Genomic DNA, 18,824 nt, shown 5'->3' with positions numbered 1-18,824 from the left:
CCCGCTCCGACGGCCGGCCCGGTCTCGGGCCGGCCGTCGGTGGCTCACAGCCCTTCGGCGACCGCGGCGGCGATCTTCAGCCAGGCGTCCCGGGTGGCCGAGGAGAGCCCGCCGTAGCGGATCGGCTCGCCGGTGTCGATGAGCCGTTCGTAGGGGGCCAGCAGCACCGCCCGGGTACGGGCCGCGAAGTGCTCCTGGATGGCCGGCAGGTCGATCTCCTTGCGGGACGGCGGCATCGACACCACGGTCACGGCCTGCCGGACCAGTCGTTGCCGGCCGCTCTGCTCCAGGTGGTCGAGCATCCGGGCGGCGGTCTCCGCCGAGTCGTTCCGGGCCGACATGGTGACCACCAACTGGTCGGTGGCGTCCATCGAGGCCTGCCAGTTCTGCGCCCGGACGTTGTTGCCGGTGTCCACGAAGATCAACTTGTAGAACCGGCTGACCACCTCGCGGATCTCCGCGAACGCGGCGGCCGTCAACATCTCGCCACCCGTGGCCGACTCGTCCGAGGCCAGGACGTCGAACATCCCCTCGCCCTGCGAGCGCACGTACTGCGACAGGTCGCCGACCCGCCCGTGTGCACCCTGGAACTGCCCGAGGTCACGCAGCATGTCCCGCACGGTGCGGGAGTGGAAGTCCTGCTGGGCGCGCATCCCCAGGGTGCCCTGGGTCTCGTTGTTGTCCCACGCCAGCACGTAACCGCCGCGCTTCTGCCCGAACGTCATCGCGAGCAGCAGGATGGCCACCGTCTTACCAGCGCCGCCCTTCGGGTTGACCACTGTCACCTGCCGCAGCCCGCCGAAGTTGCGGCGCACCATCTCGATGTCCCGCTTGAGTTCCTGCTCGTGACGGCCGGGCGAGAGCCGGAGCAGGCCCATCTTGTTGACCACGGCGCGTACGCCCATGGTCGCCACCGGGTCGGCGGGTCGGACCTGCCGACGTCGGCTGAAGTCCTCGGCGGTCGGCACCGGCGTGGACTCCGGAGTCCAGCTCGCGTCCGGGTAACCCGTGGCGGCGGGATATCCAGGGGTGGGCGCCTGGCTCACGCCCTCGGCCTCCGGGTACGGCTGACCGGGCGGGGCACCAGGTGTGCCCTGCTGCCACGGCGGCGGGTACCAACCGGGGGACGGCGGGTACGGTCCGGGCGGTGTGGCCGGCTGAGCAGCCGCCTGCTGGGGCGGATTGCCGAACTGCGTCAGGTCGGGCGGGGGCGGGATCGACGCCGGGCTGACCTGACCGGGGATCGCCGGGTCGGCCGGAGCAGTGCCGGGCTGCGCGACGCCGGTGTGCGGCCCCGGCGGGGGTGGGACCGGGGGTGTCGCGGTGGCGGCCTCGTCGGGTGCCGGCGCGCCCGCCGGGCGCTGCGGCGGGTACGCCCACGGCGACTCGTTGGCCGGCCGTGCCGCCGCCCCGGCGGAAGCGTCGTCAGCGCCGCCGTCAGCCGGGGGCGTCGGTGCGGTCGGCGTGGAGTCCGCCGACGCGGGCTCTGCGGCGCTGCCGCGACCGGCGGGCGTGCCCGGAGTGGCGGGGCGGTTGGTGGGGCTGCGAGGGCCGGCGGGCGTGCCGGCCCCGGCGGGGGTGCCAGTCGCAGCGGGCTGGTCGGTCGGCGTGGCAGGCCCGGCGGGGGTGCCAGCCGTGGTGGGTCGGTCGGTGCGCGCGCTGGGGTCGGCCGGCGTGCCGGCTGCGGTGGGGCGGTCCAGGGTGAAGGGCAGGTCCAGGTCGACGCCGCCCGGGCTGTTCGGCGGGACGGGAACGGCCGCCGTGCCACGGTCACCGGTCGGCACCGGGGCCGCTCCGGTCGACTCGGCTCGGCTGCCCGGCGCGAAGGCGGTGGGCGGTGTCGCCGCGCCCGGGGCAGCGCCACCAGCTCCGTTGCCGCCCGGCACGCCGCTGTTCGCGGGAGGGTTGCTCGTCGGCGGTGCGCCGGTGCCGGGGGGCGTCGACGTGGTGGTCGGGCCGGGGGGCGTCGACGTGGTGGTCGGGCCGGGCGGCGTCGACCCGGTGGTCGGATCCGCCGGTGGCGGCCAACTCGGTTGGGGCGCCCACCCCGACCCGGCGCCGGCCCCCCACGCCCCGGGTGGTGGAACGGCACCGGTGAGCGACGGGTAGTCGGATGGAGACGGGGGCGGCAGGGGCGCCGCCCCCGGCTGGCCGGGAACCGGCGGCCGGCTGATCGGCGGCGCGGCCACCGGAGGCGTCACCGGACCGGACGCGACCGGCGGCGGCGTGCTCCGCTGCTCGGCGACCGCCGCCCACGGCGGTACGACCTCGCCCCGGTCGGTCGGCTCCGGCGGCCAGAGTGGTTCGATGTCCCGCTCCGGCACCGGCTGCTGGCCGTGCACCTGTGCCCGGTCGGCGTTCTCGTCCATTACGGCCCTCCCCAGTCCTCCTGCGAGGATAGGCGCAACCGCCCACGGAGGCCGGTCGGCGCAGCGGAGGGCGACCGCTCTACGCGGCCGAGGTCAGCTCGACCACACCGCCCAGGCACCCGGCTCGACCCACCACGAACGCTTCCGGGTCAGCTCGCCCTCGACCCCATCGTCGAGGTAGGGCACCTTCCCCTCCCTCGGCAGCACCGAAACCGCGCGACCGCGCGCCCGCCGGACCTCGAGGCGTACCCTCTTGCGGCCCAACGCCGACCGGACGACAACCGGCACGGCGACCGCGACCTCGACCTGGCCGTCGGCCGGATCCGGTGCGGTCAGCAGTGTCACGTCGTCGAGCGCCGCGTACCCGCCGGCGTTGCCGACCGCGCAGGCCAGCAACGGTTCGTCACCGTCGGTGAGGATGCTGTCGTCCACCTCCACCCGAGCCCGCCACTGCAACGGTCGGCCGGCGTCGTCGGCGGCGCCGAGCAACGCGCCGTCGAGCGTCACCGAACCGGCGTCGTTGCGCAGCAGATCCAGTCGGCGAGGTGTGCCGTCCAACACCGCGCCGGCCACCGCAGCGGGGTCGCGGGGCAGCCCGAGCTGCGCGGCGAGGTCCCGCTGGTCGCCGGCCCGGGCCGGATCGAGCGGGAGTACGGCCACCGGCGGCAGGTCGGGCAGGGTCCGGTTGCCGGGCAGATCCGCCGGACGCCGACTCGGCGCCGGGGCGTACCGCCGGACCAGCCGGCGCAGCACGGCGCGCAACTGCCCGTCGCTGGCCGTGGCGACGACCAGCCGGGTCTTGCCGTCCGGATCCGGCCAGGTGAGGCCGTCCGGGCGGGCCGGGCCGTCGAGCCGGGCCAACACCGCGTCGATCTCCGCGTCGGAGCGGGCGGTGACCGTCTCCACCCGGGCGCCCCGCTCGGTCAACGCGTCGGCGCAGGCCAGCACCGGCACCCGTGGACGCTCGGTGGCGCAGTGCCCGCTGTCACCTCCGGCCTGGCTGGTCGTGCCGGTGTCACCTCCGGCCTGGCTGGTCGTGCCGGTGTCGGTCTCGGCCTGGCTGGTCGTGCCGGTGACGGTGTCGGCCGCACCGCCGCAGCAGGCCCCTCCGCTGCCACAGCCCCCGGGAGCGTCCCGCTCCGAACCGAGGGTGAGCAGCACCACGTCGTACACGGAAGGAGCCTCCTGCCTCTCGACGCGACCCCTGCCGGCCGCGCCGTCACTACTTGTTAACCTGACACCCCGGGCTCGCCAACCGGTCGCCACCTGGCACCCGAGCCTTCTGGAGGCGGAAAAGATGCCAGCGATCGTGCTCATCGGCGCTCAGTGGGGCGACGAGGGCAAGGGCAAGGTTACCGACCTGCTGGGTGAGCGGGTCGACTACGTCGTGCGCTACTCCGGCGGCAACAACGCCGGCCACACGGTGATCACCCCGGACGGCCAGAAGTACGCCCTGCACCTGATGCCCTCCGGAGCGCTCTCGCCGAACGCGATGATCGTCATCGGCAACGGTGTGGTGGTCGACCCGAAGGTGCTGCTCGCCGAGATCGACGGCCTGGCCGAGCGCGGCGTCGACGTTTCCCGGCTGCGGATCTCCGGCGACGCGCACCTGATCATGCCGCACCACCGGGCGTTGGACCGGGTGATCGAGCGCTACCTCGGCTCGTCCAGGATCGGCACCACCGGCCGGGGCATCGGCCCCGCGTACGGCGACAAGGTCGCCCGGATCGGCATCCGACTCCAGGACCTGCTCGACCCGGGCATCCTGCGCAAGAAGCTGGAACTCGCGCTTCGCGAGAAGAACCAGATCCTGTTCAAGGTCTACAACCGCAAGGCGATCGACGTCGACGCGACGGTCGAGGAGTACCTGGAGTACGCGGAGCGGCTCAAGCCGTACATCGCGGAGACCCGGGCGATGCTCTGGGACGCCCTGGACCGGGGTGAGACGGTGCTGCTGGAGGGCGCACAGGCCACCATGCTCGACATGGACCACGGCACGTACCCCTTCGTGACCTCGTCCAACCCGACCGCCGGTGGGGCCTGCGTGGGCGCCGGCATCCCGCCGACCGCGATCAACAAGGTGATCGCGGTGAGCAAGGCGTACACCACCCGGGTCGGTGCGGGGCCGTTCCCGACCGAGCTGTTCGACGCCAACGGCGACCACCTGCGCAAGATCGGTGCCGAGTACGGCACGACCACCGGGCGGGAACGCCGGTGCGGGTGGTTCGACGCGGTCGTCGCCCGGTACGCGTGCCGCCTCAACGGCGTCACCGACCTGGTCATCACCAAGCTGGACGTGCTCACCGGCCTGCCCAAGGTGCCGATCTGCGTCGGCTACGAGATCAACGGTGTGCGGGTCGACGACATGCCGATGAGCCAGACGGACTTCCACCACGCCAAGCCGGTCTACGAGGAACTCGACGGCTGGTGGGAGGACATCACCAAGGCGAGAACCGCCGAGGACCTCCCGGAGAACGCCCGCCGCTACATCGCGCGCATCGAAGAACTCTGCAACACCAAGGTCAGCGTCGTAGGCGTAGGCCCCGGCCGCGACGAAAACGTAATCCTGACTCCTCTCCTCCCCTAGGTCCCACCCTTCTGGGGGTCGCCGAGGTGCGCCCGGGTGATCATGGGGTTGGCGGGCTATTCGATCCACAAAGGTCTCGTCAACTCCATGATCACGTGATCGGTCGGCGATGTTGTCCACAGGCTTATCCACAGGGCTGGTGGTTGGTCTGTGGAACGGTCAGCGTGGGCTCCGTGGATCGCGCATACCTTGTTCGCTCGATTGCTGCCGCTCAAGATGACCTGATCACGCGAGCGCAGGCGTTGAGAGCCGGCCTCAGCCGCCACGACATCGATCATCTGGTAGCCGTAGGGCGTTGGCGGGCGCTTGCTCGATCGGTCTATCTGACGGTCGGTCGGGACGGTGAGCCGGCTGCTCGTCGGTGTCGCATCCGTGCCGCTGTGCTTTCGTTCGGTCCGGCGGCGCACGCGGTGTTCGGCACTGCGGCTGAGTTGTACGGCATCGCCGGACTACCGCGTCGGGACGAGATCCACGTGGCGCTGCCGGGTAGGGCGGCCAAGCGGGCGCGGGCGTCGGACCCAGCGATCGTGCTGCATCAGCTTGAGCACCCTCCGGGGAATGTGGTGCAGGTGAACGGGATCGCGGCTACGGAGCCCCGGCTGACCGTTTCCGAGATCATTCTGCGGGAGCGGCGGTACGCGGCGGTCTCAGTGCTCGACTCCGCGCTCAGCCGGGGGCTACTCACTACCGAATGCCTCGCAGTCATCCCGTCGTTGATTCAGGGTCGGCGCGGGGCGGTCGCGGCGCGGGGGTATCTCGCTGAGGCCGACGGTCGGGCACAGTCACCACTGGAAACGCGTTCCCGGCTGCGATGCGTCGACGGGGGAGTTCCGCCGGACACCCTCCAACTCGAAGTTCGCGACGACGACGGTTATCTGCTCGGCATCGGCGATCTGGGTTGGCGCGGCCCGAGGCTGATCGCCGAAGCAGACGGCCGCGACTCACACAGCAGCCTGGAGGCGGTCTATGCCGACCGTCGCCGTCAGAACCGCCTGGTCAACGCCGGCTGGACCATCCTCCGCTTCACCTGGCAGGACACCCTGCACCCCGCCTACATCCCGCAAACCGTCCGTCAGGCGATCGCAACCGCCCGTTCCCGTTGATCATGACGTTGGCGGGGCAGTGGATCACCGGAAGCCCCGTCAACGTCATGATCAACAGGGCTGGGGCGGGGGGCAGTAGGATGCCGGGCGTGCGGGTTCTTCTGGTGGGTGGTGGCGGGCGGGAGCATGCGCTCGCGCTCGGGCTGGTGGCTGATTCGGGTGTTTCTGCGCTGATTGCCGCACCCGGTAATCCGGGGATCGCTTCGCTCGCCGAGCTGCGGACGGTGACTCCGACAGATCCTGCCGCGGTGGCGGCGTTGGCCGTGGAGACCGCGGCTGACCTGGTGGTGATCGGGCCGGAGGCGCCGCTCGTCGCCGGGGTCGCCGACGCGGTACGCGCCAAGGGCATCCCCGTGTTCGGTCCGTCCGGCGCGGCCGCCCAACTGGAGGGCTCGAAGGCGTTCGCCAAGGACGTGATGACCGCCGCCGGCGTGCCGACCGCCCGGGCGTACGTCTGCACCGACGACGAGAGCACCGCTCGGGCGCTGGACGAGTTCGGTGCCCCGTACGTGGTGAAGGACGACGGGCTCGCCGCCGGCAAGGGTGTGGTGGTGACCCACGACCGGGCCGCCGCGCTGACCCACGCTCGTGAGTGTGGACGGGTCGTGGTCGAGGAGTTCCTCGACGGCCCGGAGGTCAGTCTCTTCGTGGTCACCGACGGTGAGGCGGCGTTGCCGCTGCTGCCGGCACAGGACTTCAAGCGGCTGGGCGATGGCGACACCGGGCCGAACACCGGCGGCATGGGGGCGTACGCGCCGCTGGCCTGGGCACCGTCGGGCCTGGTCGACGACGTCATGCGCGACGTGGTCCACCCGACGTTGGCGGAGATGCGCCGCCGGGGCACCCCGTTCGCCGGCCTGCTCTACGTCGGGCTCGCGATCACCGCCGCCGGCCCACGGGTGATCGAGTTCAACGCGCGTTTCGGCGATCCGGAGACCCAGGTGGTGCTGGCGCTGCTGGAGACCCCACTGGGCGGGCTGCTGCACGCGGCGGCCACCGGCACGCTGAGCGAGCACCCACCGCTGCGGTGGCGCGACGGCAGCGCCGTGACAGTGGTGCTCGCCTCCGAGGGCTACCCGGCCGCGCCGCGTACCGGCGATGTCATCAGCGGCACGGACCGGCCGGGCATCATCCACGCCGGCACCGCCCGGCGGGCCGACGACGGTTCCCTGGTCTCCGCGGGCGGCCGGGTCCTCTGCGGTACGGCCACCGGCCCCGACCTGGCCGCCGCCCGGGACGCCGCGTACGCGCTGGTGGACGGGGTGGACCTGCCCGGTTCGCAGCACCGCACCGACATCGCCGCCGCCGCGATCGAGGGGCGGATCACCATCCCCGGTGGGGCGATTCAGCCGTAGTAGCGGCGTAGTTCGCGGGCGAGCACCTTGCCGGTGGCGTTCCGGGGCAGATATTTCACGAAGACCACGTCCCGGGGCACCGAGAAGCGTGCCAGGTAGTGCCGGACGTACTCGCGTACCGCCTCGGGGTCGAGGGTTTCGCCGGGGTGCAGGGCGAGGAACGCGGAGAGGCGCTGGCCGTACTCGGGGTCGGGTACGCCGATCACGGCCACCTCGCGGACCTGGGGAAGCTGGGCGAGCAGATCCTCCACTTCGGAGGGGAAGACGTTCTCGCCACCGGAGACGATCATGTCGTCGGCCCGGCCGTCGACGAAGAGCAGCCCGTCGGTGTTGAGTCGGCCGAGGTCGCCCGTGTCGAGCAGGCCGTCTCGGGTTTCTCGGCTGGCGCCGGAGGTGTAGCCCTCGAAGAGCATCTCGTTGCCGACGAAGATGCGCCCGACCCGGCCGTGCGGCACCGGCTGCCCGTCGTCGTCGAGCATCTCCAGCCGGGTGCCGTGCGGGGGCCGACCGGCTGTGGTGGGTGCCTGGCGCAGGTCCTGTGGGCCGGCGATGGACGCCCAGGAGACCTCGGTGGAGCCGTAGAGGTTGTAGAGGACGTCGCCGTAGGCGTCCATGAACTTCGGTGCGAGCCCACCGGGCAGGGCCGATCCACTGACCGCGACGACGGTGAGCGGGGGACGTGGGTCGGGCGGCGGCACCTCCATCAGCCGTTGCAGCATCACGGGTACGGCGAACAGCGCGTCGCACCGGTTCGTGGTGAGGGCGGCGAGCGTGGCGGCGGGGTCGAAGCGTCGGTGCAGCACGATGGTGGCCCGCAGGGCCAGGCACACCTGGAGGGCGGCGAGACCCCAGGTGTGGAAGATCGGCGCGGCGATCATCACCCGGCCCCGGGCGTGCAGCGGAATGCGGTCGATGATGGACACCAGCGGGCCGAAGCCGCTCGGCGTGGGTCGGCGTGCGCCCTTGGGCGTGCCGGTGGTGCCGGAGGTGAGCACGATGATCCGGCCGTCGCGCTCGGGTGGGTGCAGGTCACCCGGCAGGGCTCCGGCGACAAGCTCCTCGCGGGCGCGTTCGTCGAGCCGGGTGAGTTCGGCGGGGAGTCCGAGGACCCGCTCGGCGAACTCGTCGTCGTGGACCAGCAGACGTAGCCGCTGCTCCTCGGCGACGGTGCCCAGTTGGGCCGCGGAGAGCCCGGTGTTGACCAGCACCGCGTCGACGCCGAGCAGGGTGGCGGCGACGATCGTCTCGATCAGACCGTGGTGGTTGCGGCAGAGCACGCCGATCCGGTCGCCCGCCTGCACGCCGAGCCCGGCCCGCATCGATCGGGCCATCCGTTCGGCCCGGTCGAGCAGGTCGTGGTACGTCAGCTCGACGCCGTTCTCGTCGATGACCGCAGTTCGTCCGGGATCCCGGGCGGCCGCCTGACGCAGCTCGCCCGCCAGGCTCCAACCCCACGTACGCAGGGCGTTGAGCTGTGCGGCGACCCGGATCGGGCTGCCCGGGGTGAGCAGTCCGCGACGGGTCAGCGTGGCGACGACGAACGGCAGGTCCATGCCGCAGACCTCCTACGGTGGTGCGCGGACGGGCGACGCGGCTCCCCGTCCATCAGGGCTTCTTTCCTTGATCATGCACGGGGCACGGCCGAGGGCCCAGTCGGCGTCGGCACGGGGTGACGAAGACGGCACGGTTGGTGGGGCGTTCGGCGCGACGGTCGAGCCGGGTTTCAGCGGATCTGCATCCCGGAGATCGCCCGGGAGATGACCAGTCGTTGGATCTCGGAGGTGCCCTCGAAGATGGTGTAGATCTTGGCGTCGCGGTACCACCGTTCGACCGGGTGGTCGCGCAGGAAACCGGCCCCGCCGAGCAACTGCACCGCCTTCTCGGTGACCGACACCGCCACCTCACCGGCCTTGAGCTTGGACATCGAGCCCTCGCCCGCGGTGAACGGGCGGTTGTTGCGGCCCATCCACGAGGCCCGCCACACCAGCAGCCGCGCCGCGTCGATCTCCATCCGCATGTCGGCCAGCGTGAACGCGACAGCCTGGTTCTCGATGATGGGCCGTCCGAACTGGACCCGGTCCTTCGCGTAGTCGAGGGAGTATTCGTAGGCGGCCCGCGCCACGCCCAACGCCTGCGCGCCGACCGTGGGTCGGGACAGCTCGAAGGTCCGCATGGCGGCCTGTCCGGTGGCGCGTTGACCGGAGCGGGCCCGGTCGAGGCGGTCCAGCAGGGCGTCCCGCCCGCCGAGCAGGCAACGGCCGGGCACGCGTACCCCGTCGAGGAAGACGTCGGCGGTGTGCGACGCGCGGAGGCCGAGTTTGCGCAGCTTGCGGGTGGCGGCCAGGCCGGGGGTGCCGGGCGGTACGACGAACGCGGCCTGGCCCCGGGAGCCGAGTGTGGGGTCGACGGAGGCGGTGACCACGTGCACGCCGGCGATCCCACCGTTGGTGGCGTACGCCTTCTGGCCGGTGAGCACCCACTCGTCGGTGGCCTCGTCGTAGACGGCACGGGTGCGCATCGCGCCGACGTCGGAGCCGGCTTCCGGCTCGCTGGTGCAGAACGCCGCGACGGCTGGTGAGTCGGCGTCGCCGAAGCACTGCGGCACCCACTCGACCATCTGGTCCGGGGTGCCGGCGCCGTAGATGGCGGCGACGGCGAGCGAGGTGCCGAAGATGGCGAGGCCGATGCCGGCGTCACCCCAGAAGAGCTCCTCGCTGGCGATCGGCAGGGAGAGCCCGGTCGGGTCGGCCCAGCAGGTGGCGAGGAACTCGAAGCCGTACAGGCCGACCTTGGTGGCTTCCTGGATCACCGGCCACGGGGTGTCCTCACGTTCGTCCCACTCGGCCGCGGCCGGGCGCACGACCTCGGCGGCGAAGCCGTGCACCCAGTCGCGTAGGTCCCGCTGTTCCTCGTTCAGGTCGAGCGAGAACTCAGCCATGTCAGGCCTTGGGGATGTCGAACAGGTTGGCGATGTTGGCGGCGAGGCCGAGGTCGCCCTTCGCCTTCAGCTTGCCGGTCATGAACATCATCACCGGGTTGGCACCACCGGAGACGATCTTCAGGAACTCGACCGGGCCCATGGTCAGGCTCAGCTTCGGGTCGTGCTGCGGGGTCTCGTTCACTACGCACTTGCCGTCGGCGATGACCACCTCGTAGGTGTCGCTGCCACCGTCCGGGCGACCGGTGATGACCCAGTGGATGACCGCGTTGGTGGAGCCGGCCCGGTCCGCACGGAACAGCGACGGCATCCGGTTGAACACCTCACCGAGGATCTTGCCGCGCAGGTCACCGGACATCACCTGGGCGATCTTGTCGTCCGGGGTGGACTTGACCAGCTGGGCGAACTCCTTGGGGCCCACGTTGGCGAAGGTGGCCGGGTCGAAGTCAGTCATCAGGTGCGCCTTCCGGAAGAATTGGCTACTCGCGCGTAACCCTACGCACGAGTAGGTATGCTCGCAAGGTGTCCACCCCTCCCGCCTTCAAGCGCCTGCCACGCGCCGTCCGCGAGCAGCAGATGCTCGACGCAGCCGTGAAGGTCTTCTCCCGGCGCGGCTTCCACGCCGCCAGCATGGACGAGATCGCGGAGGACGCCGGCATCTCCAAACCCATGGTGTACGCGTACCTCGGCACCAAGGAGGAGCTCTTCGTCGCCTGCCTGCACCGGGAGGGCACCCGGATGATGCAGGCCATCGCCGGGGCGGCGGCCCCCGACCTGCCGGCCGACGAGCGGCTCTGGCGCGGGCTCAAGGCGTTCTTCGGCTTCGTGGGCGCCCACCGGGACGGCTGGGCGGTGCTCTACCGGCAGGCCCGGGGCGAGCAGCCGTTCGCCGGCGAACTCGCCACCATGCGGGCCCGGCTGGTCGAGGTGGTGGCCGGGATGCTCGACCACGCGCTGCGCGCCGAGGGCCGCGAGATCGCCGCCATCGACCTGGAGGTCGTCGCGTACGCCCTGGTCGGCGCGACCGAGTCACTGGCCGACTGGCTCGCCGACCACCCGGACGCCGACCCGGAGAGGACGGCGACCCGGATGATGAACGTGGCCTGGCTCGGCGCCGCCCAACTGCTGCACGGCGTCACCTGGCGTCCGCCGGCCGACTGACGGCCCCGGCGGAGACAGCGTCGGTGCCCGGCTCGCCGGCCCGCGTCGCACGGCGGCGGTTACGGAGCCAGCGGACCACCTCGACGACCACCGTCACCGTCAGGGCGAGGCCCAGACCGAGCAGGAGACCACGCAGCGGGTCCTGCTCGAAGGCCAGGCCGCCGAGGTAGCCGACAAGCGCCGAGTAGAGCCCCCACGAGCTGGCGGCCAGCGCGTCGAAGGCCAGGAACCGTCGCCGGGGATAACGCACCGCGCCCATGGTGAGTGTGACAGCGGTCCGACCGCCCGGAATGTAGCGGGCCACGGTGAGGATCAGACCGCCCCGGGTGGCGATCCCCCGCCGGGCCCGGTCGATGGCGGCTCGGCGTCGACCGCCGGGCGGCAGCCGGTCGAGCAGGCGCGTGCCGCCGCCCCGCCCGATGGCGTACGAGATGTGGTCGCCGACCAGCGCCCCGGCGGCGGCCACCAGGATCACCGCCGGCAGGTACGGCGCTCCGGAGGCCGCGAACACCCCTGCGGTGATCACCGCGGTCTCGCTCGGCACCACCGGGAAGAAGCCGTCGAGCACCGCGATCGCGAAGATCGCCAGGTACACCCAGGGCGAGGACATGGTGTCGTGCAGCAGGTCGAGCAGATCCATGATCCCGATGCTGGTCCCGCCGGCGGTGGCCGACATCGGCCAGTGGTCAGGTGGACGCCACTACTTAGGTAGCGACAGTCCCCGAGGGCGGGTAGGGGTCTTCCCCCACCGCGCCCCGGTCCGGCGGCGCGGGGCGGCCCGATCCGTCGGCTGAGCCCTACGCTCGCTGGGTGGCCTTCAGCGCCGTCGCCCTCCGGCGGGTCGTCCAGCGGTACGCCCCGCTGCTGCTCGCCGTCCTGGTCGCCGCGGCCGTCCGGGCCAGCGCGACAGGTGACATCGGGGTCCGATCGCCACTGCCGGGCGCGGTGGTGCTGCTGATCGCGCTGGGCTCGGCGTGGGCCGCAGGCACGGTTCGTACCCGTCGCTGGCCGCTGTTCCTGGCCGCGGCGGTCGGCTGGTTGGTGCTCGCCGCGGCGGCGGCCGGGGTGCTGGCCTCGTACCAGGCCGGGCTGCGGTTGCGCGGTCGCCAACTCGCCGGCTACCTCGCCGGTGCGGCAGTGGTGCTGACCGGTGGGGTGCTGGTCGGGCTGGCGGTGGGTGGCGTACGCCGGATCACCACCGCCAGCACCGGCAACGTGCTGCTGCTCGCCGCCTGTCTGGTGGGGCTCCCGTTGGTCTTCGGCCTGTGGGTGCGGGCGCGCCAGGACACCCTCGCCGCGCTGCGGGACCGGGCCGAGCGGCTGGAACGCGAGCAGGAGGCCCGCGCCGACCGGGTCCGCGCCGAGGAGCGGACCCGGATTGCCCGGGAGATGCACGACGTGGTGGCGCACCGGGTCTCGCTGATGGTGGTGCATGCCGGGGCGCTGGAGGTAACCGCCGCGGACCCGGCGACCGTCGAGGCGGCCACGCTGATCCGGACGACCGGCCGGCAGGCGCTCACCGACCTGCGCGAGGTGCTGGGTGTGCTGCGCCAGGCCGGCCCGGCCGTGACGCCGGAGCGAGGGCTCGACACGTTGGACGAGTTGATCGGGGAGTCCCGCGCCGCCGGGCTGCGGGTGTTCCGGCAGGACGAGGGTGTGCCGACGGTGCTACCGGCGACGCTGGGGCGTACCGCGTACCGGGTGGTTCGTGAGGCGCTGACCAACGTGCGCAAGCACGCGGCCGACGCCGAGACGACGGTCTGCCTGCGCTATCTGCCCGACGGGCTGGAGGTGCTGGTCCGCAACGGCCCGTCCGAGGGTGGGTCGGCGCTGCCCGGTGCCGGGCAGGGCCTGCTCGGGCTGCGTGAGCGGGTGGAGTTGCTCGGCGGCCGGTTGGAGGCGGCTCCGGTGGGCGGCGGCTTCCTGGTCCGGGCCCTGATCCCGCTGGCGGGCGCGGCGTGATCCGGGTGGTGGTGGTCGACGACGAGCAGCTGGTGCGGGCCGGGCTGCGGCTGATCCTCGAGGCGGCGGAGGACATCACAGTCGTCGGTGAGGCGGCGGACGGCGCCGGCGCGCTGGAGCAGGCCCAGCGGTTACGCCCCGACGTGGTGCTGCTCGACGTGCGGATGCCGGGCGTCGACGGGCTGATCGTCGCGCCCGAGGTGGTCGCCGCCGGCCCGAAGGTGATCATGCTGACCACCTTCGACCTCGACGAGTACGTGCACGGGGCACTGCGGGCCGGTGCGGTCGGCTTCCTGCTCAAGGACACCCCGCCCCGTGAGTTGGCCGCCGCCGTCCGGACGGTGGCCGCCGGGCACGCGATGCTCGCCCCGACCGTGACCCGGCGGTTGATCAGCTCGTTCGCCGATCGTGGCCCGGCCCGCCGGGACGCGGCTCGCCAGCGGCTCGCACCGCTCACCACGCGGGAGTCGGAGGTCGTGCGCGAGGTGGCGCGCGGGCACGGCAACGCGGAGATCGCCCGGCGGTTGGCGATGAGCGAGGCCACCGTGAAGGCACACGTCAGCCGGGCGCTGGCGAAACTGCACGTGGACAACCGGGTGCAGTTGGCGATCCTGGTGCACGACGCCGACCTGCTGTGACGGGTTCCCCGGCGGCGGGGCGGTCAACGGGAGGCGGCGGCCCGGTCAGCGGCGGGCGGCCGCGTGGCGGTGGGCGCGGCGGCGCAGCCAGCGGATCCCCTCCAGACCGAACGTGATGACCAGCGAGACCCCCACCCCGACCAGTACGCCCTTCACGGGCTCACGTTCGAAGGCCAGCCCGCCGAAGTAACCGAGCAGCCCGCAGTAGAGCGCCCAGGTGACCGCCGCGATGCTGTCGTACAGCAGGAATGCCCGGCGGGGATAGCGCACCGCGCCCATGGTGAGGGTGACCGCCGTCCGGCCGCCCGGCACGTACCGGCTGGTGGTCAGGATGACGCCGCCGCGCCGGTCGACGGCCCGGCGGGCCCAGTCGGAGCCGGCCCGCCGCCGGCTGCCATCGGGCAGCCGGGCGAGCCGGTGTGACCCGCCGCCCCGACCGATGGCGTAGGAGATGTGGTCGCCGACCAGCGCGCCGACGGCGGCGCTGACGATCACCAAGGTCAGGCTGGGGTGACCGGCGCTGGCCGACAGCACCCCGGCGGTGATCACCGCTGCCTCGCCCGGCACCGCCGGGAAGAAGGCGTCGATCGCGGTGAGCCCGAAGATCACCAGGTACACCCACGGCGATGTGACCGTCCCACGGAGGAGGTCGAGCAGGGCGTCCATGCCCCCATGCTCGCCGGGTGTGGGCCGCCCGGTGGCCGAGTCGCCGGAACACGACGCCTCAGCCCGCGGGGACCAGGACCGGTGGGGCGAGCAGCGGGCCGTGCGCGATCTTGTCGTCGGCGGTGGGCCCCTGCGAGGTCAGCACCACGGGTGTGCCCAGCTCCGCGCCGACGGCCTCCGCCCAGTCCGTCGGCGGGTCGTCGTAGAGCGGGCGGGAGCGCAGCAGACGGTCGGTGAGCGCGGCCTGCCGGTCCAGGTCGCCGGGCGGGCCGGGGGTGAGCCGGTCGGTGGTGTCGTAGCGGCGGCAGATCCGCAGGTCGGGGCCGGTCAGGTCGAGGTGGGTCAACGCCAGGCCGTCGACCCCACCGGCGGCGGCGAGGGCGTACCGGTGGGCGACCGCGTCGAAGTGGCCGAACCGGAACCGGCCCTGCCACGGGTTGGTGCCATTGTGCCGGTCGGTGAACGGCAGCGCCGGGTCCTCGGTCACCAACGGACCGGCACCGTGCCGGGTTGTGACGACGCGCAGCACCCCGACCCGGGTCACGTCGCCGGGCAGACCCGCTTCGGCGAGCAGGCTGTCGGCGTTGGCGAACGTGGTGGTGCTCCACGTCGTGTACGGGTGGAAGCCGTGCCACTCGTCGAGCAGCACCCCCTGCGCGCCCTCGAAGACGCAGGTGCCGGAGCGCAGCGCACCGGCCAGCCAGCTCCGGTCGACGATGGTGACCCGCCCGGCGAACCCGGTGTACGCGGGCAGGCAGTCCTCGACCGGCGGCGCGTCCAGCGGGCCGAGTTCGGCGGTCAACCGATCCCGCAGGGCGGTCAGCCGACGGCGCAGCAGTGCCGGGCTGCGGCAGTCGGCGACCCGGGGCGCGTCGTCCGGATGGGCGAGACCGTACGCGACGGCCTCGCCCACCCCGAGCCCGCAGGAGCCGTGCCGGTCGGCTCCCCGGGCGATCTCCCGGGCCCGGTTGGCGGCCCGGTGGTACGGGGTGGCGAGTAACGCCTCGGAGTCGACCGTCAGTCGGTCGAGCGCATCGGTCACCCCCACCGTGGCGAGATGGTCGGCCTCGGCGGCCAGGGCCAGCGGGTCCACCACCACGTGCCGCGACAGGTGCGTACCGACACCGCTGTGGAACGTGCCGGCGCCGAACTGCGCGAACGTGTGGTGCCGCCCGTCGCGCAGCACGACGTTGTGTGCCGCCTGCGCGCCCCCGTTGAAGCGGACCACCGTGTGCACGGGTCGGGTGGCGCAGAGCCAGTCCACCACCGTGCCCTTGCCGGCGTCGCCGTAGCCGAGGTCGACCACCGCCACGTGCTTCACAGCCGGGTCACCCCGCCGGTGGTGTCGCGGAACGCGGGAAGCGTCGACACCTCGGCCCGCCGCTCCCGGCCGAGGCGCGCCAGCGCCTTGGACACGGTGCCGGTGGCGGCGGATCCGGCGCGGTCCAGGTCCCGCAGGCCCTCGTCCAGGTCGATGGCCTGCTCACCGAGGCCGATGGTGAGTGCGATGGTCTCGCACACCGCGTTCAGGTCGTCGAGCACGACGGCGTTCTGCCCGAGCAGGTCCCGCCAGAAGTCGAGCACCGTGGCGTTGCCCGCGTAGTGGCTGCCGGCGGGGAGGAGGTAGTAGGTGTCCCAGCGGCGGGTCACCTCGTCGACGACCTGCCGCAACGGCACGTCCTCGGCCAGGTCGTCGCCGATCAGCCGGGCCACCTCCCGCGCCTTCACCTGCTTGTACGCCAACTCGTCGCCGATGATGAACAGGTAACCGCGCCGGCCACGCTTCTCCCAGCTGTCGGTGCTGGTGTGCCGGGCCATGAAGTACATCGCCAGCTCGTACGACTCGGACATCTGACCGCCGCCACCGCCTTCGAGGACGATCCGGCCGAGGTCGTCGTCCATCCGGTTGTCCGACTCGAACTGCCCGACCTGCAACGGCACCCGGTCGCAGGTGGCGTCGCCGATCGCGCCGAACATGATCTGCGGGTCACTGGCGTAGCCCTGCCGTTGCAGCAGCCCGAGCAGTTGCGGCAGCTTGGTCTGCAGGACACGCGGCACCGTACGCATCGAGCCGGTCACGTCGAAGAGCACCGCGACGGGCGTCGAGCGGGGGTGCTCGTCGGAGTCGCGGCTCTCGCGGGTCGCGTCGCGAGGGTCGAGCGCGGGGTGCACGGTGCGCGCCCCGCTGTCGCTGTACGAGAAGGCGCTCCTGCCGGTGGACCGGCGGTAGCGGTCGGCGGCGTCGTACACGTCGGTGGACCAGATTCCACTGCCCATGACAGCTCCTTAGGGGGTGAGGGTGAAGGGTCGGAAGGTGCGCGGCCCGTAGAGCCGGTCCAGCACCTGGTCGAGTTCGCGGAGCAGACGCCAGGCGTCGTCGGGCCGGGCGTCCAGTGACCGTTGTCGGCAGCCCTGGGCGAAGGTGTGCAGCTCCCGGGGTGCGCGCGGCCCCATCAGCCAGCTCATGCAGTGGCTGGCCATGGCGATGTCGGTGCCCGGGCCGCAGGGCTGTTTCGTGACGACCTCCTCCGGGTCCCAGCCGTGGCCGGGCACGACCGCCGGGACGGTGCCGCCGACGGGGGTCGAGAAGCACCAGTCGACGAGCACCACGCCGTGGGCCTCCGGCTCGATCAGCACGTGGCGCGGCAGGACCGCGCCGTGCACCACGCCCGCCCGGTGGGCCAGGCCGAGCGCCACCAGCAGCCGCCGCCACATCCAGGCCGCGTCCCGGGCGTCCAGCCCGTCGGGGTACGCGCGCCGCACCTCGTCGAGGTCGTGCAGGCCGGGTGCGGTGGCGAGCACGTTGATCCGCCGTTCCGCGCCGGTGGCGGTGTCGTGGTGCCGGAATTCGTCGACGAGCCGGGGCACGTACGGCAGGTAGCGCGGGTCGCCGCGCTCGGCGATGGTGCGTAGGGCGTGTGCCTCGCGGGCCATCAGGTCGTGGTCGGTGGGCCGCCGAGGCAGCTTGAGCAGCCGGTCGTCGCCCACGTCGTAGAGGTCGGCCAGGTCACCGGAGTGGGCCGGCGCGCCGAGCCGGTAGTCGCCGAGGACGGTTACCCGCCGGGCCCGCCACCTGGTGGTGACGTGGATGAACGCCTCGGTCGCTTCGGCGCGTACCGCCGGGTCGGCCGGCAGGTGGTCGGGGTGCAGGGCCGCGACCAGCTCGCGGTAGCGCCGGGCCGGCTGGTCCGCGCCGAACAGGTCGGCGTCGGTGCGGGCCGCCGCGACCAGGCCGATGGCCTCCGCCGTCCTCATCGCACCGTCTCCTCACGGGCCGGGCGCAGCAGGGCCGGGTGCAGCAGCCGGGCGTCGCCGGCCCGGTAGAGCCGGGCGCGCGGGCCGCCCCGACTGCCGCCGCGCTCGGTGCTGGCGCCGGTGCTCTCCACGAAGCCCGGCACGGAGAGCACCTTGCGGTGGAAGTTGCCGGCGTGCAGCGGGTGACCCCAGACCGTCTCGTAGACGGCACGCAGCTCGCTGATGGTGAACTCGCCGGGGAGGAAGCGGGTGGCGAGCGGGGTGTATTCCAGCTTGGATCGGGCCCGCTCCAGCGCGTCGTCGATGATCCGACCGTGGTCGAAGGCGAGCTGCCGGCTGCTCAGCGCGGTCACCGGCAGCCAGATCGCCTCGTCGGCGTCGGTGCCGGCGGCCGGGTCCGGCAGGTCGGGGGCGAACGCGAGGTGGGCGATCGAGACGATGCGCATCCGCGGGTCGCGGTCGGGAGCGCCGTAGCTGCCCAACTGCTCCAGGTGTACGCGGCGCAGCCCGTCACCGCCGAGCCCGGTCTCCTCGGCCAGCTCGCGCCGGGCACCGGCGGCCAGGTCCTCGTCGGGGTGGACGAAACCGCCGGGCAGCGCCCAGTGCCCCTCGAAGGGTGCCTGGCCGCGCCGGATCAGCAGCAGGTGCAGGGCGTCGTCGCGGATGGTGAACGCGACCACGTCGACGGTGACCGCGACCGCGGGATAGGCCCGGGGGTCGTACGCGTCCAGGAACTTCTGCTCGTCCACGTCGTCCCTCTCATATTGAGAACATCTCTATGTGAGAAGAA

17 protein-coding genes are annotated in these 18,824 nt (G+C 72.7%); 6 read left to right on the top strand and 11 right to left on the bottom strand.

Annotation, left to right across the window (positions count from 1 at the left end):
* Positions 1-44: 44 nt before the first annotated feature.
* Both O7617_RS11270 and O7617_RS11265 read right to left on the bottom strand, forming a co-directional pair.
* Positions 45-2,369: a chromosome partitioning protein gene (locus O7617_RS11270; RefSeq protein ID WP_282263340.1), complete on the bottom strand. Its 2,325-nt coding sequence runs from the start codon at positions 2,367-2,369 to the stop codon at positions 45-47.
* Between the two features lie 93 nt (positions 2,370-2,462).
* A complete protein-coding gene (locus tag O7617_RS11265) occupies positions 2,463-3,542 on the bottom strand; it encodes a hypothetical protein (protein ID WP_282263339.1) in 1,080 nt (359 codons plus the stop codon).
* A 124-nt stretch (positions 3,543-3,666) separates the two neighbouring features.
* Here O7617_RS11265 and O7617_RS11260 point away from each other — a divergent pair, with 124 nt between their 5' ends.
* The 3 genes from O7617_RS11260 (at position 3,667) to purD (ending at position 7,414) form a co-directional block, all read left to right on the top strand.
* Complete coding sequence (locus O7617_RS11260) at positions 3,667-4,956, top strand: adenylosuccinate synthase (RefSeq protein ID WP_282263338.1); 1,290 nt, start codon at positions 3,667-3,669, stop codon at positions 4,954-4,956.
* 164 nt (positions 4,957-5,120) lie between these two features.
* Positions 5,121-6,059, top strand: coding sequence for a type IV toxin-antitoxin system AbiEi family antitoxin domain-containing protein (locus tag O7617_RS11255; RefSeq protein WP_282263337.1), 939 nt, complete (start codon positions 5,121-5,123; stop codon positions 6,057-6,059).
* 89 nt (positions 6,060-6,148) lie between these two features.
* Complete coding sequence (gene purD / locus O7617_RS11250; protein WP_282263335.1) at positions 6,149-7,414, top strand: phosphoribosylamine--glycine ligase; 1,266 nt, start codon at positions 6,149-6,151, stop codon at positions 7,412-7,414.
* Here the strand turns inward: purD and O7617_RS11245 are convergent.
* The 3 genes from O7617_RS11245 to O7617_RS11235 form a co-directional block, all read right to left on the bottom strand.
* Entirely contained in the window at positions 7,405-8,967 is a 1,563-nt protein-coding gene (locus O7617_RS11245) for an AMP-binding protein (protein WP_282263333.1), read from the bottom strand. The genes purD and O7617_RS11245 overlap by 10 nt on opposite strands.
* 170 nt (positions 8,968-9,137) lie before the next feature.
* Complete coding sequence (locus O7617_RS11240; protein ID WP_282263331.1) at positions 9,138-10,352, bottom strand: acyl-CoA dehydrogenase family protein; 1,215 nt, start codon at positions 10,350-10,352, stop codon at positions 9,138-9,140.
* Position 10,353: 1 nt separating this feature from the next.
* Entirely contained in the window at positions 10,354-10,806 is a 453-nt protein-coding gene (locus O7617_RS11235; RefSeq protein WP_282263330.1) for an SCP2 sterol-binding domain-containing protein, read from the bottom strand.
* Between the two features lie 68 nt (positions 10,807-10,874).
* On the opposite strand from O7617_RS11235, the gene O7617_RS11230 reads away from it, so the two are divergent.
* Entirely contained in the window at positions 10,875-11,513 is a 639-nt protein-coding gene (locus O7617_RS11230; RefSeq protein ID WP_282263329.1) for a TetR/AcrR family transcriptional regulator, read from the top strand.
* Here the strand turns inward: O7617_RS11230 and O7617_RS11225 are convergent.
* Positions 11,488-12,156: a DedA family protein gene (locus O7617_RS11225; protein ID WP_282264706.1), complete on the bottom strand. Its 669-nt coding sequence runs from the start codon at positions 12,154-12,156 to the stop codon at positions 11,488-11,490. The two genes, O7617_RS11230 and O7617_RS11225, sit on opposite strands and share 26 nt — an antisense overlap.
* Positions 12,157-12,323: 167 nt before the next feature.
* Here O7617_RS11225 and O7617_RS11220 point away from each other — a divergent pair, with 167 nt between their 5' ends.
* Both O7617_RS11220 and O7617_RS11215 read left to right on the top strand, forming a co-directional pair.
* Positions 12,324-13,475, top strand: coding sequence for a histidine kinase (locus O7617_RS11220; RefSeq protein WP_282263327.1), 1,152 nt, complete (start codon positions 12,324-12,326; stop codon positions 13,473-13,475).
* Positions 13,472-14,113 carry a response regulator transcription factor gene (locus tag O7617_RS11215; RefSeq protein ID WP_282263326.1) on the top strand — a complete coding sequence of 214 codons (642 nt, stop codon included), beginning with the start codon at positions 13,472-13,474 and terminating at the stop codon, positions 14,111-14,113. Before O7617_RS11220 ends, O7617_RS11215 begins: the two co-directional genes overlap by 4 nt.
* Before the next feature lie 45 nt (positions 14,114-14,158).
* On the opposite strand, the gene O7617_RS11210 is transcribed toward O7617_RS11215, so the two are convergent.
* From O7617_RS11210 to O7617_RS11190, 5 genes are read right to left on the bottom strand one after another with little or no spacing between them, the layout of a single operon-like run.
* A complete protein-coding gene (locus O7617_RS11210; RefSeq protein ID WP_282263325.1) occupies positions 14,159-14,779 on the bottom strand; it encodes a DedA family protein in 621 nt (206 codons plus the stop codon).
* Positions 14,780-14,837: 58 nt separating this feature from the next.
* Positions 14,838-16,100 carry an adenylosuccinate synthetase gene (locus O7617_RS11205; protein ID WP_282263323.1) on the bottom strand — a complete coding sequence of 421 codons (1,263 nt, stop codon included), beginning with the start codon at positions 16,098-16,100 and terminating at the stop codon, positions 14,838-14,840.
* Positions 16,097-17,056 carry a hypothetical protein gene (locus O7617_RS11200; RefSeq protein WP_282263322.1) on the bottom strand — a complete coding sequence of 320 codons (960 nt, stop codon included), beginning with the start codon at positions 17,054-17,056 and terminating at the stop codon, positions 16,097-16,099. The genes O7617_RS11205 and O7617_RS11200 overlap by 4 nt, the downstream gene beginning before the upstream one ends.
* A gap of 9 nt (positions 17,057-17,065) precedes the next feature.
* On the bottom strand, positions 17,066-18,034 hold the full coding sequence (locus O7617_RS11195; RefSeq protein WP_282263321.1) for a serine/threonine protein kinase: 969 nt from the start codon (positions 18,032-18,034) through the stop codon (positions 17,066-17,068).
* Entirely contained in the window at positions 18,031-18,783 is a 753-nt protein-coding gene (locus O7617_RS11190) for an NUDIX domain-containing protein (protein ID WP_282263319.1), read from the bottom strand. The genes O7617_RS11195 and O7617_RS11190 overlap by 4 nt, the downstream gene beginning before the upstream one ends.
* Positions 18,784-18,824 lie beyond the last annotated feature (41 nt).

It is taken from the genome of Micromonospora sp. WMMD1155 (assembly GCF_029581275.1).
Classification (GTDB): domain Bacteria; phylum Actinomycetota; class Actinomycetes; order Mycobacteriales; family Micromonosporaceae; genus Micromonospora.
The sequence above is the reverse complement of the archived record's forward strand: the minus strand, read 5'-3'. Positions and strand labels throughout refer to the sequence as shown.